The 15,743-nt window shown below is 45.4% G+C and carries 12 protein-coding genes; 6 read left to right on the forward strand and 6 right to left on the reverse strand.

Annotated features, from left to right (window positions below; genetic code table 11):
• Positions 1 to 2 precede the first annotated feature (2 nt).
• The 3 genes from nrdE (at position 3) to OQY15_RS16410 (ending at position 5,264) form a co-directional block, all read left to right on the forward strand.
• On the forward strand, positions 3 to 2,093 hold the full coding sequence (nrdE, locus tag OQY15_RS16400) for a class 1b ribonucleoside-diphosphate reductase subunit alpha (RefSeq protein ID WP_265792958.1): 2,091 nt from the start codon (positions 3 to 5) through the stop codon (positions 2,091 to 2,093).
• A 21-nt stretch (positions 2,094 to 2,114) separates the two neighbouring features.
• On the forward strand, positions 2,115 to 3,098 hold the full coding sequence (gene nrdF, locus OQY15_RS16405) for a class 1b ribonucleoside-diphosphate reductase subunit beta (protein ID WP_265792959.1): 984 nt from the start codon (positions 2,115 to 2,117) through the stop codon (positions 3,096 to 3,098).
• 135 nt (positions 3,099 to 3,233) lie between these two features.
• On the forward strand, positions 3,234 to 5,264 hold the full coding sequence (locus OQY15_RS16410; protein ID WP_265792960.1) for a sensor histidine kinase: 2,031 nt from the start codon (positions 3,234 to 3,236) through the stop codon (positions 5,262 to 5,264).
• 2 nt (positions 5,265 to 5,266) lie between these two features.
• Here the strand turns inward: OQY15_RS16410 and OQY15_RS16415 are convergent, their stop codons facing one another.
• Positions 5,267 to 5,917 (reverse strand): hypothetical protein, encoded by a 651-nt coding sequence (locus OQY15_RS16415; RefSeq protein ID WP_265792961.1) that lies wholly within the window; start codon positions 5,915 to 5,917, stop codon positions 5,267 to 5,269.
• A 351-nt stretch (positions 5,918 to 6,268) separates the two neighbouring features.
• A complete protein-coding gene (locus OQY15_RS16420; RefSeq protein ID WP_265792962.1) occupies positions 6,269 to 6,520 on the reverse strand; it encodes a hypothetical protein in 252 nt (83 codons plus the stop codon).
• 115 nt (positions 6,521 to 6,635) lie between these two features.
• Here OQY15_RS16420 and OQY15_RS16425 point away from each other — a divergent pair, with 115 nt between their 5' ends.
• Complete coding sequence (locus OQY15_RS16425) at positions 6,636 to 7,112, forward strand: GAF domain-containing protein (protein WP_265792963.1); 477 nt, start codon at positions 6,636 to 6,638, stop codon at positions 7,110 to 7,112.
• A 53-nt stretch (positions 7,113 to 7,165) separates the two neighbouring features.
• Positions 7,166 to 7,654, forward strand: a complete 489-nt coding sequence (locus OQY15_RS16430; RefSeq protein WP_265792964.1) for a pyridoxamine 5'-phosphate oxidase family protein — start codon at positions 7,166 to 7,168, stop codon at positions 7,652 to 7,654.
• A 195-nt stretch (positions 7,655 to 7,849) separates the two neighbouring features.
• Here OQY15_RS16430 and OQY15_RS16435 read toward each other — a convergent pair whose 3' ends face one another.
• Positions 7,850 to 9,487, reverse strand: coding sequence for a carboxylesterase family protein (locus OQY15_RS16435; RefSeq protein ID WP_265792965.1), 1,638 nt, complete (start codon positions 9,485 to 9,487; stop codon positions 7,850 to 7,852).
• 19 nt (positions 9,488 to 9,506) lie between these two features.
• Positions 9,507 to 10,175, reverse strand: coding sequence for an epimerase (locus tag OQY15_RS16440; protein ID WP_265792966.1), 669 nt, complete (start codon positions 10,173 to 10,175; stop codon positions 9,507 to 9,509).
• 141 nt (positions 10,176 to 10,316) lie between these two features.
• Here OQY15_RS16440 and OQY15_RS16445 point away from each other — a divergent pair, with 141 nt between their 5' ends.
• Positions 10,317 to 12,758 carry an alpha/beta hydrolase-fold protein gene (locus tag OQY15_RS16445; protein WP_265792967.1) on the forward strand — a complete coding sequence of 814 codons (2,442 nt, stop codon included), beginning with the start codon at positions 10,317 to 10,319 and terminating at the stop codon, positions 12,756 to 12,758.
• On the opposite strand, the gene OQY15_RS16450 is transcribed toward OQY15_RS16445, so the two are convergent.
• Both OQY15_RS16450 and OQY15_RS16455 read right to left on the reverse strand, forming a co-directional pair.
• The gene (locus tag OQY15_RS16450; RefSeq protein ID WP_265792968.1) at positions 12,755 to 13,834 is read right to left on the reverse strand and encodes a Gfo/Idh/MocA family oxidoreductase; all 1,080 of its coding nucleotides are present in this window, start codon (positions 13,832 to 13,834) and stop codon (positions 12,755 to 12,757) included. The two genes, OQY15_RS16445 and OQY15_RS16450, sit on opposite strands and share 4 nt — an antisense overlap.
• A 9-nt stretch (positions 13,835 to 13,843) precedes the next feature.
• Positions 13,844 to 15,721: a CocE/NonD family hydrolase gene (locus tag OQY15_RS16455; protein ID WP_265792969.1), complete on the reverse strand. Its 1,878-nt coding sequence runs from the start codon at positions 15,719 to 15,721 to the stop codon at positions 13,844 to 13,846.
• Between the last annotated feature and the right edge of the window lie 22 nt (positions 15,722 to 15,743).

Here is a 15,743-nt window from a genome sequence, read left to right on the forward strand (position 1 = left end):
ATATGGTAACTAAAAAATGGATCTTGTTGAACAACGAGATCATGGTAAAAAACGACGACGAATTTAGCCTTCACAAAGATAAAGAAGCTGTACGTTCGTACTTTCTTGACTTTGTAAACAAAAACACGGTTTTCTTTTATACGCTGAAAGAAAAAATCGACTACCTGATTGAGCAGGAATATTATATCGACTTCTACCAGTGGTATACTTTTGAGCAGATGCAGGAAGTGTATGACTCGGTGTACGCCAAGAAATTCAGGTTCCAGTCGTTCATGAGTGCATTCAAATTCTTCCAGAGTTATGCACTGAGGGACGACAGCGGGGAGAAATTCCTGGAGCGTTATGAAGACCGCGTAGTAGCGGTATCATTGTTCCTGGCCAGGGGCGATGTAAAACAGGCGCTGGAGTACGCAGAGATGCTGATCAACCAGGAATACCAGCCGGCAACACCAACGTTCCTTAACTCAGGTAAGAAACGCTCAGGTGAGCTGGTATCATGTTTTCTGGATGAGATCGGGGATAACCTGAACGGTATCGGCTATGCAATTGACTCGGCAATGAAACTTTCTTCTATCGGAGGAGGTGTATCTTTCAACCTGTCGAAAATCCGCGCCAGAGGTGAATCGATCAAGGATGTTGAAGGCCGCGCAGGTGGTGTGCTGCCAATCATGAAAATCCTGGAAGATACTTTCTCCTATGCCAACCAGCTGGGCCAGCGTCCGGGAGCAGGTGCGGTATACCTGAACGTATTCCATACGGATATTGAGGAGTTCCTGGATTGTAAAAAGATCAACGTGGATGAGAAAGTAAGGATCAAATCGCTCTCCATCGGTGTTGTGGTACCTGATAAGTTCATGGAACTGGCCGAAAAGGACGAAGCTTGCTACCTGTTCCATCCACATACGGTATTAAAGCAATACGGCAAATACCTGGATGAAATGGATATGGACGAGATGTACGAAGAGCTCGTGACCAATCCGGCAGTGAAAAAGAAAAAAGTGAATGCCAGACACCTGATGGTGAAAATTGCGCAGACACAAAAGGAAAGTGGATATCCTTACCTGTTCTTCAAAGGGAATGCAAACAGGGGACATGCATTAAAAGATCTTGGTAATGTGAAGTTCTCTAACCTGTGTACCGAGATTATGCAGATTTCGGATGTTTCTGATATCGAGATCTATGGTACTGAAGATAAAATCCGTTACGGTATCTCCTGCAACCTGGGGTCACTGAACATTGCTACGGTAATGGACAACAAGAGGATCAAAGAAGCGGTGAAAACCGCAATGCGCTCGCTGACTATCGTTTCTGATATCACCAACATTGCAATGGTGCCTTCGGTACAAAAAGCAAACAAAGAGCTGCATAGCGTTGGTCTGGGTGCCATGAACCTGCACGGTTTCCTCGCCAAAAACTTCATCATGTATGAAAGTAAAGAGGCGCTGGATTTCTGTAATGTGTTCTTTATGATGGTGAATTTCTACTCACTGCAGAGCTCTATGGAGATTGCCAGGGAGAGAAAAGAAACTTTTGTAGGATTTGAGTCTTCTGAGTATGCAAACGGGAATTACTTTAACCAGTACATCACTAAGGACATCGTTCCTGTAAATGATAAAATCGCTGCCTTGTTCGAAGGTGTGGAGATCCCTACGGCGGCCGACTGGACGCAACTGATGAATGATGTGAAAGAACATGGTGTTTTCCATGCTTACAGGCTGGCTATCGCACCAAACCAATCTACATCGTACATCATGAACGCAACGGCTTCTGTAATGCCTGTAGTGGATGTAATTGAGGTAAGGGAGTACGGCGACAGTACCACATATTACCCGATGCCATACCTGGATAACGATAATTACTTCTTCTATAAATCGGCCTATGATATGGACCAGAAGAATGTTCTGCGCCTGATCTCAGTGATTCAGAAACACGTTGACCAGGGGATTTCGACGATCCTGCATACGAATACGAAAGATACTACGCGTGATATTGCCAAGTACTACATTTATGCGCATAAAATGGGATTAAAATCCCTGTATTATACCCGTACACGTAAAGCAGGAATTGATGAATGTGTGTCTTGTTCAGTGTAAACCAATAAATTAAGAAAAACGATGAGCAATTATAAAGCGGTAAACTGGAATACACCTGAGAATGATTACGCCGGCATGTTCTGGGAGCAGAACTTACGCCAGTTCTGGGTGGATACAGAATATATACCTTCAAAAGATATTGATATCTGGAAAACTCTGGCTCCGGAAATCCAGGAAGCATACAAGAGGGCATTGGGAGGGCTGACGCTGCTGGATACGCTGCAAAGCCATACTGGTATGCCGAAGTTGCTGGACCATATTGACGGTCTGCAGAACAAGGCGGTATTGTCTTTCATGTGTATGATGGAGGCTATCCATGCCAAATCTTACTCTACGATCTTTACTACGGTGGCAACTACAGCGGAGATCAATGAGCTGTTTGAATGGGTAGAGAACAATAAGCTGCTGCAATTTAAGGCTGCTACGATTGATAAATATTACAGAAAGCTGGATGCAGATAAGGTGAGCAATGAGACGCTTTTCATGGGTCTTGCAGCGTCAGTGCTGCTGGAGACTTTCCTTTTCTACAGTGGCTTCTTTATGCCGCTGTGGTTATCAGGGCAGGGGCAGATGGTGGCGAGTGCTGATATCATCAAAAAGATCGTGGCAGACGAATCTATCCATGGGGTATTCGTAGGGCTTCTTGCGCAGGATGTTTACAAAAAACTTCCGAATCCGGAAAAGAGCAAAGCTGAACTGGTAGAGCTGTTGATGGAGCTTTACGAAAATGAGTTGAAGTATACTGATGAGTTGTATACTGAAATAGGGCTTACAGCTGACGTGAAGGAGTATATCCGTTATAACGCCAACAAGGCGATGATGAACTTAGGTTTTGAAGAGATATTTGAGGTGAAAGCTATTAACTCAATTGTATTGAATGGCTTAAATGGTGAAACTACTCAGCATGATTTCTTCTCCAAGAAATCTACGAACTATGAGAAGAGTACGGAGGTGATCTATCTGAGGGATGAAGATTTCCAGATGGATGCAGATCCGGTATTCTAAAAAAATACTGCTTTTAAAGCCCGCCTGAGTAAATCAGGCGGGCTTTTTGTTTAGAAAACAGCTTCAAATAAGGGCCAAAATACCCCTGACATTATTATTGTAATTGATTACATTTGTTTCATATACAAATATTTAATGCGCTTTCTACTGGGTTTCCTTTTATGTCTGATTACGTTTACCTCGCAGAGCGAAGTGATAGTGATTGGGAAAAAATTGCCTTATGAGAGCCTTGGAAAATCTGTAACATACTTCAGGGATCAGCAGGGAAAGCTGACATTGCAGGAGATCATCTCGGCAGACCGGAATCATCAATTCTCCAAATCCAAAGCAGATGTTTTAAATTTCGGTAATTCCAAAGACGCCTGCTGGATAAAAATCTCTTATAGCAATCCGGTTGGGGATGCGGCGCATCTGGTTATTGATAACTCCAATATTGAGGAGATAGATTACTATGCAGAAGCTACACCGGGCAAATTTGCGCATATCCATACGGGTAGTATTGCGCCGATAGATCCTCGTGTGGTCACCGGGAGTAAGTATATTTTTAATTTACCTGAAGATGTACAAGGTGATCAGGTACAGGTAGTTTATCTTCGTCTAAAAAGCAATAATATATTGCTGGCACCGGTCAAGATCGGGCTTTCACAACATCTGATCTCAGGAATCGACCGCATTGACAGGTTTGAATCTATCACGATTGGCATTCTGCTGGCGCTGTTTCTTTTCAATGTTTCAGTGTATATCAAATCCAGGGATCTGACTTATCTTTTTTACAGTGTACGCATTCTGGCGCTGGTGACTTACCTGGTATGTTATTTCCTTGGCTACGCATATCTGCTGGGTCCTGATGCACGGTATTGGATCAATACGCATCCGCATGTTTTTCTGGGCATAGGCTCTCTTGCGGGAATTGCTTTTTCCTACAGGTTCCTCACTGTGGAGGTTACGCTGCCCTGGGCTGCTAAATGGCTTTATCTGCTTGGGGCAGGTTGGGTTTTTCTCAGTGTTGTTTCGCTGCTGGGCTATAAAAGTCTGGGTTCTGATATCTCACAGCTGCTTTCGCCGGTAACGATCATCGGTTTATGGGGACTGGGACTCTGGGCTTACCTGAAAGGGTATAAGCTTGCGATGTATTTTGTGGTTTCCTGGTCCTTTGTCTGTATCAGTACAATTGGACTGGTGCTGAGTCTGGCAGGCATCATTCCCTATTACGATAACTTCCTGCATTTTGTACCGCTGGGCTTTATCTTTGAGTTGCTGATGCTTTCGCTGGCTCTGGGCGACAGGTTGAAGGAGATGAAGAAGCTGCGTCTGCAGGAACATGGAGACAAACTGAGGGTGCAGGAGGAGAACTTGTATCTGATCAGCAGCCAGAATGAGCGTCTGGAGCGGATTGTAGAGTCGCGGACACGTGCACTGAAAAAAATGGTGCAGTCGCTCGAAGCAGCAAATGCGGATAAAACACGGATATTTTCGATTATAGCGCATGACCTCAGAAGTCCGTTTAATAGCCTGATCAGTCTGTTTTCTCTGAATGATATGGATCTGCTGACTTTCGAGGATGTGAAGATGCTGCTGAATGACAGCAGGAAGAATATTGATAACATCCACAATACGCTGAATAACCTCTTATACTGGGCGCAGAGCCAGATGAAAGGGATTACTACTGCACCTTCGAGGTTTAACATCAGGGCGATGGTAGAGGACCTGATTATGGTGTATCAGCCACTGATCAACAAAAAGGATATCAGGATTGACCTGGTGGTGGATGACGATTCGGATGTTTATGCCGACCTCAATCAGATCAACCTGGTCGTGCGAAACCTGATAGATAATGCAATTAAGTTCACACCGCTGGGATACTATATCCGGATCAGAATATGGGGCAGTGTCAATCATATCTTTATCGATATCTGTAATCCTGTGACGGATGTGATGAATATCGACAGGTTCGTCAGTAAGGAACATCATGAACCTTCTTATGGCACTTCCAATGAGCGTGGGGTAGGACTTGGACTACACCTTTGCCGCGACTTTGTAGCCAAAAACAAAGGGGTGCTGAAGGTAAGCAAGGAGGAGGAATGTGTAGTGCTGCGCTTCAACCTGCCAAAATTCGAAGATGAATCTCCTTCAGCAGTGCAAGTGCAGCACATGGAAGAGGTTTAAGGCTATTTCTTATTGAACATCCTGCTGAGGTTGGGCTTGATTCCGATCGTCAAAGGAACGGCGTTAAATGGTCTTCCTCCAACATCTCCAAGGCCATGCATGAAGCTGGATTCCAGAAATAGGTTTGCACCTCCAAGATTGAATTCTACACCGGCTCCGGGTTCTATGATTCCCATGTGGTTTGTCTTGTTGTTAAGAAGGACGGTATTAGTCGCCTGGTCGACTGCAACCCTTGGTGTGAGTATAAATCCTCCGCCACCATTAACGAAGCCGTAGAAGGCCACTTTTCCAATGATTCTTCTGTAGCCAAGTCCGACAGTGAGTAAATAGGTGGTTGATCTGCCTTTATCAAGCTTGTAATTAAACTCGGGATCGGTATCCAGATCATCATAGCCAAATACGTGGAGGCTGAACTTAGGGTAGAGGAAGATTCCGCCTTTACCATTTCCCTGACCGAGGCCAATGTTGGCCCCAATGGTGGTAGAGAATTTTGGTCGCATAAAATCACTGGCTGATCCCATAGGGAAGGAAAATCCAAAGCCGCTCATGGAGTAAAATTTGTCGATGCGCGGAGGAAGATCTTGACTGAAGGAATGGGTAGAAAACGTCAGAAGGAGGAGGGCACTTAGCAGAATACGGAGGTAGATTTTCATGTATAGAGTTAGGGTGTGGTCTTACAACACCATGTTTGTATTTATGTTTAAATTGATGTACTTCTTAGCCGTTTAAGGTGGATTTTTTTGTAGTTTAGCTTTGTCTTCAGCTTCTTAACTCTGGAGGGTATAATTGTAAAAACAGAATTATATTTGGCATTTTTAGAGTTCGGAATTTAATTCTGTGTGTACATTTAAATTATTGATATTCTGATATCTAAATATATTGAGATAAACTATTGATTTCTTTAAGCCCTCCTTCAGGATTGCTTTTTATGTCTAAATGCAGAATAAAATTCTGATTGAGTTATTTATATGCTTTATTACAGTGTTTTATATATCTCAATTCAATTAATACTGCTGTCTCTTGTAAGCGGCGGAAAAATCGGTTCTCATGCCCTTGAATTTTTCTACAACGGTAGCGATAAACTCTTCGTCGAGGATCTGAAATATTTCATTTACGCCTCCTCCACTCAGGTCGAGCTCAGACAATTTGTAACTTTGCTCCAGGCTTCCCTGTTCAAATTTGATGATGTATTTTTGGTTCATATTGAACAGGGTGATCTTGCATTCAGGGTGTGGCAGTTCGGCTATAACTCTCATAAATATGGAATCTGTTTTTTGGATGATAAATGGCCAAATCTAACAATATTACGCATGGTTTACACCGATGTATAATCAATTACTTAATTTTAGCATTTTAAGTTTATCTATAACCATGGCTGAAGATTTAGTAATTATAAAAAGTGAAAGTAAGGAGCAGCAATACCAATCACTGTTGCCGCAGATTGAAGGATTGCTGACCGGAGAAGATGATCTGATCGCTAACCTGGCAAATGTTGCTGCCGCGCTGAAAGAGCAGTTTGGCTGGCTTTGGATTGGTTTTTACCTGGTCAAACAGGATGAGTTGGTTCTGGGGCCATTTCAGGGGCCTGTGGCCTGTACCAGGATCAGGAAAGGTAAGGGTGTGTGTGGTGCAGCATGGTTGGAAGCTAAAACTTTTATTGTGCCGGATGTGGAGGAGTTTCCGGGGCACATTGCATGTAGTTCTGCATCGAGATCAGAGATTGTGTTGCCGCTCATTAAGGATGGGGAAGTTGTAGGGGTGTTGGATGCGGATAGCGCGGATCTCTCAGCCTTTGATGAGGTAGATCAGGAGTACCTTACAAAAATTATTGCCCTGATTAGCTTGTAGGCATTACAAACAAATCTCTCAGGCGTATGTTTATTAGGGAAATCTATAAGCATATGAAAAACGAGAAAAACATCGAAATATTAAAAAGTAAAATCGAAGACGTAAGGATCTGTCTGTTTACTACTGTTAGCGACAAGGATGAATTTTCCAGTCGCCCGATGGCTACAGCAAAAGTTGAAGAGGATGGTAGTATCTGGTTCTTTACCAATGAGTATTCATTAAAGTCTAAAGAGATTTCTAAGGAGAATCAGGTTATACTAGGCTACAGTGATCCTTCTTCCAATACCTATGTCGCGGTTAATGGGGTGGCTGAATTGGTAGATGACCGTGTGAGAAAGGAAGCCTATTTCTCGGCTCCTGTCAAAGCCTGGTTTCCTGATGGTATTGATGATCCGAGACTGATATTGATTAAAGTTACGCCGGAGACGGCAGAGTATTGGGATGGTACTTCATCAAAGATTGTACTTGCGTTTAGTTTGTTAAAAGCTATCGTTACCGGTGATCAGCCTGATGCAGGAACGCATGATAAGATAAATTTTTAATCACTTAAACTGATCTACATTCCTTAAGCTGACCAACGCTTCTTTGGTAGATCAGACTCTTTAAGCTATCCAAAGCTGCGCAAAAAAAGAGCCCTGCCTTATTGATGCTGTATGTTGCTGAAGCGCAACATAAGGCAATCAATAAGGCAAGGCTCTTTTTTTAGTTTGTCCTGTAGCAGGGTGGCTTTGCAGGGCTTACTTTGAAAATTCCTTGTCAAGGAATTTATAACGAGCTGTATTGCTTTCTGTTTCTGCTTTTGTATTAATGTCCAGGTTGATGTAATTTGTCTGATTTCCAGTGTTGATCTCCGGCCAGTTAGGTAATCCCTTTGCATTTGGGTTGCCGGTTTTTACGAAGTTAGCGAAGTAACCCAGCATCGTATCCGAGACCTTCTGATCATCTGCGGTCCAGGCATACACCTTGTTACGGTGGAGATTTCCGAGCGCGTATTCAATTTCAAAGGCGTGAGGCGCCCCTTTTGGGATGATAGGTTTTTGGGTGTCGGCACCTTCTTTTCCCTTCGTGAATCCCCCTGCCAGACCCGGCACAGCGCCCTTCATACTTTCGGTCATTGCAGGTTTTGATTTTGAGAAGAGGTATCTGTATACAGGTTTATTGCCGGTTTTACGATGGAGGTCGGCCCATTTCCAGGTACTGTACACAATAAAGCGGTCGCTCGACAGAGCCGTTGCCGATTCCACAACCTCTTCATCTGTTTTGCCGGGATACAGTTGCATCACCTCTGAGCTCTTCTCCTTGTATAGGTCCTGGATAGCTTTGGTATAGTTTTCGGGGGTTGGTGCAGCGTTTTTAAGCACCCCCTGGTAGGATATTTCGGCAGAGTTCCAGCCTGCAAGCAAGGGTACCTGTGCCTGTTTGCCAGCTTCGAATGTTTTTACCGGCAGCTCCGGGAAGAAATAACCATCAACAGTCGTTGTGGCACCACCCATGTTGTTCTTGTAGGCCACATCAAGGAGTTCGGTTGCCGGGATTTTGCGGAGAGCGTCCAGTGAGTTTGCCCCGATTTTTGCTGCAAATGCTTCGCCCTTGCTTTCTCCTTCGGCTTTCATTACTGGTGCCAATGTAGGATAGATAGCGGCGCCACTTTCACCGATGGCACCCGCAAAAAGACCCTTGCTTAAAGGAGATGCCATCTGGGCAAATACAGAAATAGATCCTGCAGATTCACCTGCAATCGTTACGCGCGAAGGGTCACCTCCAAAGGCCGCAATGTTTTGCTGCACCCATTTCAGCGCAGCATTTTGGTCCATGTAGCCATAGTTGCCGGAGGACTGATGTGCTGATTCCTTGCTGAGCTCAGGATGGGAGAAGAAGCCGAAAATCCCGAGACGGTAGTTTACGGTTAAGGCCACAATGCCTTTTTTGGCCATGCTTTCCCCGTCGTAACGCGGTTCAGATCCGTCGCCCGCAATCAATCCGCCGCCATAAAAATAAACCAGTACCGGGAGGCGCTCCTTGCCGGTTTTCGCTGGGGTCCATACGTTCAGGTAAAGGCAGTCCTCGCTGCTGCTTTCAGCCCTGAAGCCCATGTCGCCGAAAACGGGTTTCTGCATGCCCTTGTTGCCAAACTGATCCGCTTTGCGGATGCCTGTCCAATTTTGCACAGGTTGAGGTTCTTTCCACCTCAGGTCGCCCACTGGTGGCGCTGCGAAAGGAATACCCTTGTAGACACTGATGCCTGATCCTTCGGCGCTGCCTTCAAGGATGCCATTCGCTGTAGTGACGCGTACGGGCTTTGCTGTCTGCGCATTTGTGCGCAGGGAGATAGTTGTGCAGCATAAAGCCAGCACGATGGCTATAGTTTTTTTCATAAGTACGATATAGAAGCTGTTAAGATTTTCCCAGTGCAATGATCTCTTTGCCTTCGATGACCCTTCTGGCGGTGCCGAGATTGACCGTCTTGATCATTGCCCGACCCAATTCATTCATTTTAGCAAAGCCCTGCGGGTATAGGGCACGCCCAAGTGGGAACATCCAGGAGATGTATTTGTAGAAGGAATGTGTTTTAGTGAGGTTAGGTGTAGGCAGGATAAAGCCTGGTCTGAAAGCGTATACCTGTTTGAATGGCAGTTTCATCAGGTCATTTTCTGTTTTTCCCTTTACTCTGGCCCAGTGCATGCGGCTTTTTTCAGTACTGTCGGTGCCCGCTCCGGAGACATAACAAAAGGTCATTTCCGGGTTCAGGCGGCTCAGGGTATGGGCAATGTGCATGGTGAGGGTATAGGTGATATGGTAATATTTGTCTTTATCAATTCCGTTGGAGCTGATTCCCAGACAAAAGAAGCAGGCATTAAAACCTTTCAGCTGTGATTCAATCGTAGAGAAGTCGTAAAAATCATCATGGATAATTTCTGTTAATTTAGGGTGGCTGATACCCAGGGGCTTTCTGTTGATGATGGTTACAGCCTCAACTTCAGGAGCCAGCAGACATTGATGGAGAACGCCTTCCCCAACCATACCTGTGGTACCTGTAATTATTGCTTTGATAGGAGTAGTCATGATGTTTGTCTTTGTACTAATATACTTTTATTATATGCCCTTATCAAATTTGTATGTAACTATATCAATAGATGAATAATAAATGGAGGCGAAAATTTATATTCGGTTGAAAATCAAAAAACCTTAACAAAAATTATCTACATGTCTTTATTTTCTGCTCAAATACGATCCAGGCTGCCGCTGTTGATCGTGTTCTCTCTATTATTGCCCTTTCAAAGGAGCGCCGCACAGCAGCCCTTTCAGTTTGAAAAGGGTCTGGTTGTTGGAAATGCGTACCACTATGGTCGTGAAGCATTGTATACGGATCAGCTTGCCTGGACGATGTACAATGGCAAACTCAATACGCCGCAGGAAGGTGCAGAATTTGGTAAAGATGAAAAGGGTCAGTCACTGCAGTGGAAGCTGTCTGTGGCTGATACAAAGAAACGCTTCATCAACATGGGCAGCCGGAATGCCTACCTGTATCTGACCTATACAGCTGATAAAGAACAAACAGCTTTACTTAATATCAAAGGTAATAGCGCGTTGTATTTCAATGGAGTATTGCATACTGGTGATCCCTATGCGTTGACCTGGATGTACATTCCCGTGAAACTCAGGAAAGGATTGAATGAGTTATATGTGCGGGGTCAGAATATCAGTGCTGCCCTGTCATTTCCGACAAAGCCGGTTACGCTGAATACTGAAGATGCCACGCTGCCGGATGTGGTTGCAGGGAAAAATAACAGTGTCCTGCTGGGCGCAGTGGTGGTCATCAACAGTACCAATGCGGTCCTGAAAAACCTGTCTGTACAAACTGAAGCAGCAGGAAAAAAAGCTTCCACAGGCATCCCGGACGTACTTCCTATGACAACAAGAAAGGTGTATTTCAGAATTGATGGTTCGGGAATGACTGCAAAATCTAAGTACAGGACCGTGCTTAACCTTAAACAGGGCAGCAGGCTAATGGATACAGCATCGGTTGTGATGGAGTCGCTGGCTCCTTCATCGTCTTATAGAAATACGTTTATCAGTCAGATTGATGGTAGTTTACAGTACTATGGGGTGACGCCGAAATTGGGAGTAACCAAACCAGGTGATGCGCTGTTTTTCTCTGTACATGGTGCAGGTGTAGAAGCTATTGGACAGGCTAAGGCTTACAAATCGAAGGACTGGGGAACGGTGGTTACACCCACAAACCGCCGTCCGCGAGGGTTTAACTGGGAGGACTGGGGCAGGCTGGATGCACTGGAGGTCTTAGGACAGGCAACGGGTTTGTTCAAACCGGATTTGCAGCATATCTACCTGATGGGACACTCTATGGGCGGCCATGGTACCTGGTTTCTGGGGGCTACGTACCCGGATAAATGGGCTGCTATTGCTCCCTGTTCGGGATATCCGACACTGAAGGGTTATGGTTCTGCAGATGGGTTGATTCCTGAAACAGGAAGCACGCCACTGGAATCCATGCTGATCAGGGCAAGTAACCAGAGTGATGTGGTTAAACTTGCGCAGAACTACAAATCGCTGGGGGTATACGTCTTGCATGGGGACTCAGACAAGGTGGTTTCTGTGGATTATGCCCGCCAGATGAAAAAAGTGCTGGCCGACTTCCATCCGGATTTCAGCTATTATGAATATCCGGGTGGTGAACATTGGTTTGGCGACCAGAGTGTCGACTGGAAGCCAATCTTCGACTTCTTTAAATGGCACCAGCTTAAAGCCGATAGCAGTGTTAACCGTATCGACTTTACAACGGCCAATCCCGGGATTTCTTCCAAATACCACTGGGCAGCGGTGATCCAGCAGGAAAAGCCTTTGGAATACAGCCGTATCCAATTAACCAGGGGAAGTAAAGAACTCAGCATCACTGGTCATACTGAAAATATCGCTTTGCTAAAACTTAACCTGAACGAATTTGCTGCGGGAAAGACCTTAAAGCTGACGATTGATCAATCTGATTTAAGTTACACTACCAAAACGGCATCCGACAGCATCTACCTGCGTAAAGAAAACAAGGCTTGGGCATTGACAGCTAAGCCTGGCAGCCATGACAAAAATCCTCTGCGTAATGGTACGTTCAAGGAGGGGTTCAATCACCGGATGGTCTTTGTATATGGTACGGCAGGAACAGCCCTGGAAAACGAATGGAGCTTAAACAAGGCCAGATATGATGCTGAAACCTGGTACTACCGTGGTAATGGGGCAGTGGATATTATTGCAGATAAAGCTTACAGTCCTGCGCAGTTTAAAGGTCGCAATGTCGTGCTTTACGGAAATTCTGTAACCAATGGTGCCTGGAAGCTTTTGCTTGGCGACAGCCCGGTACAGATAGACCGTATGGGTATTCAGGCAGGAAAGAAGACTTTCAAAGGGGATGATCTGGCTATCAACTTTGTATGGCCGATAAAGGGAACCGAAAAGAATTCAGTATCGGTAATTGCCGGAACGGGATTGAAGGGATTGAATGCGGCCTTTGCCAACCAGTATCTTGCCGGGGGTAGTGGCTTCACTGACGTATTTATCTATAGGCTGGATATGTTAAAAGAAGGCGCCAGGCGTATTGAGATGGCCACCTTCTTTAACAATAACTGGGAACTTTAAAGTAAAACCTTTTTGCCGCTGGCCGCCGAGCGTTTAGCGGCATCAAGGATTTCCATCACAATCATATTGTATTTCAAAGAGGAGAGATCCTCTGTAGCAGGCAATTCGTTGCGCAATACTGCCGCCAGGTAAGCCATGGGATTACTGCTGTTTGCCGGTAGTGGAGAAGCTGTTTTGCTGCTTACTTTATTTTCACGCATTCTGGTACTGATATTCTTATCGTCGAAGGCATGGATGTAGCCTGTTTCAGCAAATACTTCCATGTCCTTGATAGAGAAAGGCCAGTTCCAGGAAGCCTCGATCAGTCCGGTAGAACCTGGATACTCTACAATGATCGTCGCATCGTCTTCCACTTTAGGATATACTTCGGGTTTGTAATGTCTGAGGACGGCAGTAACCGCGAGGGGCCTCTGTCCCTTCATCAGCCATGTCATCAGATCGGCTCCATAACATCCGAAATCATTGAGAGCTCCGGCACCATTTTTCACCGGGTCGGTCAGCCAGCTGAGAAACTCCGGACTGCAATTGATCTCTTTTGGTCCCTGGTGACCGTCATGAACGACCATCTTTTTGATTTTCCCCATGCTCTGAGTGTTCAATGTCTGATACAGATCATGATAGGAGGCATACCAGGTGGTTTCATAATTGGTAAGTACCTTCACATTGTATTTGAGCGACAGAGCTTCAATCTGTTTTGCCTGCTGCAGCGTGGCCGCCAGAGGCTTTTCTACCATCACCGGAACGCCCAGCGGGGCACATACCTGTACAATGGACAGGTGATCTGCCACAGCGTTGTAACCCAGCACTGCATCTGGTTTCTTTGCAATCACAACCGCTTTCAGGTCAGAATAAAAGAGGGAGTCTGGCAGCTGATATTGTTTTCCGAATTTGAGCTGCAGCGTTTTGCTGGGCTCTACAATGCCAACAATGTTCACCTTGCCATCCTTAAATTCATGCAGGATATTGTGAATATGGTCATGATTCAGACCGGCAACCACCACCCGTATTTTCGGCTGTGCAGCAATGCTGCTGGATAATCCCACCAGCAGCACAAATATTAAACGTCGTATGACCATATTCCTGAATTATTTTAAAATTTCAACATCAATATAACTATCATTAAAGACGGTATGTGTGGCAGTGATATAATCGCTCTTCTCTGCTTTGTAAGGGTTCACTACAAACTTCTGAGGGTTGCGTGCAAACAGAGGGAAGGCCGTGCTTTGTACCTGGATCATAATGCGGTGTCCTTTTTTGAAGGTATGCAGCACATCCTGCAGCTGAAAGTTCACCTCTGTTTTCTGATTGGCTACAAAAGCCTCAGGTTTCTCAAAGCTGTTGCGGAACCTGCCCGGCATCACTTCTGAACGTACCATCTGCCAGTAGTTAGCCATCAGGATATTCTTGTTCGGCAGGTAAGGGTGGTTGGGCTCATCGCCAGGGTAGACATCAATAAGCTTCACGATCCAGTCGGCATCAGTACCTGTAGTAGCTACCTTAAGGTGTGACATAATCTCGCCACCCAGGGTCATATCTTCTGTCAGTACATCAGTCTGGTATACCAATACATCTGGTCTGCGACCGGCAAAACGCTGGTCTTCACTCATGTAGTTATGTGGGGTGAAACCTTCTGTAGTGGTGTTATCTTCAGTGTAAGGAACGGGTTTCATCGGATCGCTGATAAAGTTAACAGCGCCTGTAGCTGCTGGCTGACTGAAGCTGATCTTTCCGTCGCTACCCAGGAACATTTTCTGGTGAGCAGCATTTTTGGCAGGCCATTGGTTAAAGGTGTTCCATTCTTTCTTTCCGGTATCGTACATATAGGCATTCGGCAGACCTGAGTTTTTGTCGCCCTTGCCTTTCAGGAAGTGATTGAAGAACTTTGCCTCGATATCCTTCTGGTAAAAAGTAGCAATGCTGTCGCCAAAATATACATTGGAATGTAAAGTATGACCGGTCTCGCGCGACCAGCGGCCGTGACCAAAGGGACCCATGACGATGGTATTATAGGCATTCGGATCTGATTTCTTGATCGCTCTGTGTATAGCCAGCGGACCTGTAAGGTCTTCTGCATCATACCAACCGCCAACAATCATCACCGCTGGTTTTACCTTTCCATAATGTTTTGGGAGTGCACGTTTTTGCCAGAACTCATCGTAATTGGGGTGGTTCATCGTTTCCTGCCAGTAGAAATTATTCTGATACCATTGGTTAAAGTTCTTCAGTGGCCCTACGTCCAGCAGGAACTGGTAGCCATCGGCAGAGGTTTTTTTGATATTCTGTGCATTGTACCAGGCTTTGCTGGTGGTATCGGTCTTCTGCACTCCAAAAACTGGGAAGGTGAAAATATAACTTTCCAGGAATGAACCATTGTGGTGGAAATCATCAAAGAAGAAGTCTGAAATCGGTGCCTGTGGCGAAGAAGCTTTTAGCGCCGGGTGGTTAGACAGGATGCCGGCAGCAGTGTAAAAACCAGGATAGGAGATACCCCATTGCCCCACACGGCCGTTATTGCCGGTCACATTTTTTACCAGCCAGTCGATCGTGTCGTAGGTGTCAGAACCTTCATCTACATCGTTTTTGCTCTTTTTATTGTCGATCACCGGCGTCATGTTTGTCCAGCTGCCCTCGCTCTTATAGCGTCCGCGGACATCCTGGTAAACTACGATATAACCTTCCTTCATCATGATGTCCGAAGGGCCCAGTCTGGCGGGAAACTTATCCTCGCCATAAGGGGCGATGCTGTAACAGGTACGCTGCATCACCACCGGGTATTTCTTTTTTGCGGAGGCATCCTTGGGGCTGTAAATGGAAGTGAACAGCTTTTTGCCATCCCTCATAGTGATGTAAACATCTTTTTTCGTGTAATTCTCTTTAGCATAGCTGCTTGCTGCATTGCCCTGGGCAAAGATGCTGCCGGTAAAGAGGGTAAAGCTCAGTAGACAGGTAGTAAATAATCTCATGCGTTTGGTTTAGATAATAAAA

Origin of the sequence: Pedobacter sp. MC2016-15 (genome assembly GCF_026239695.1) — a bacterium.
Lineage (GTDB): Bacteria > Bacteroidota > Bacteroidia > Sphingobacteriales > Sphingobacteriaceae > Pedobacter.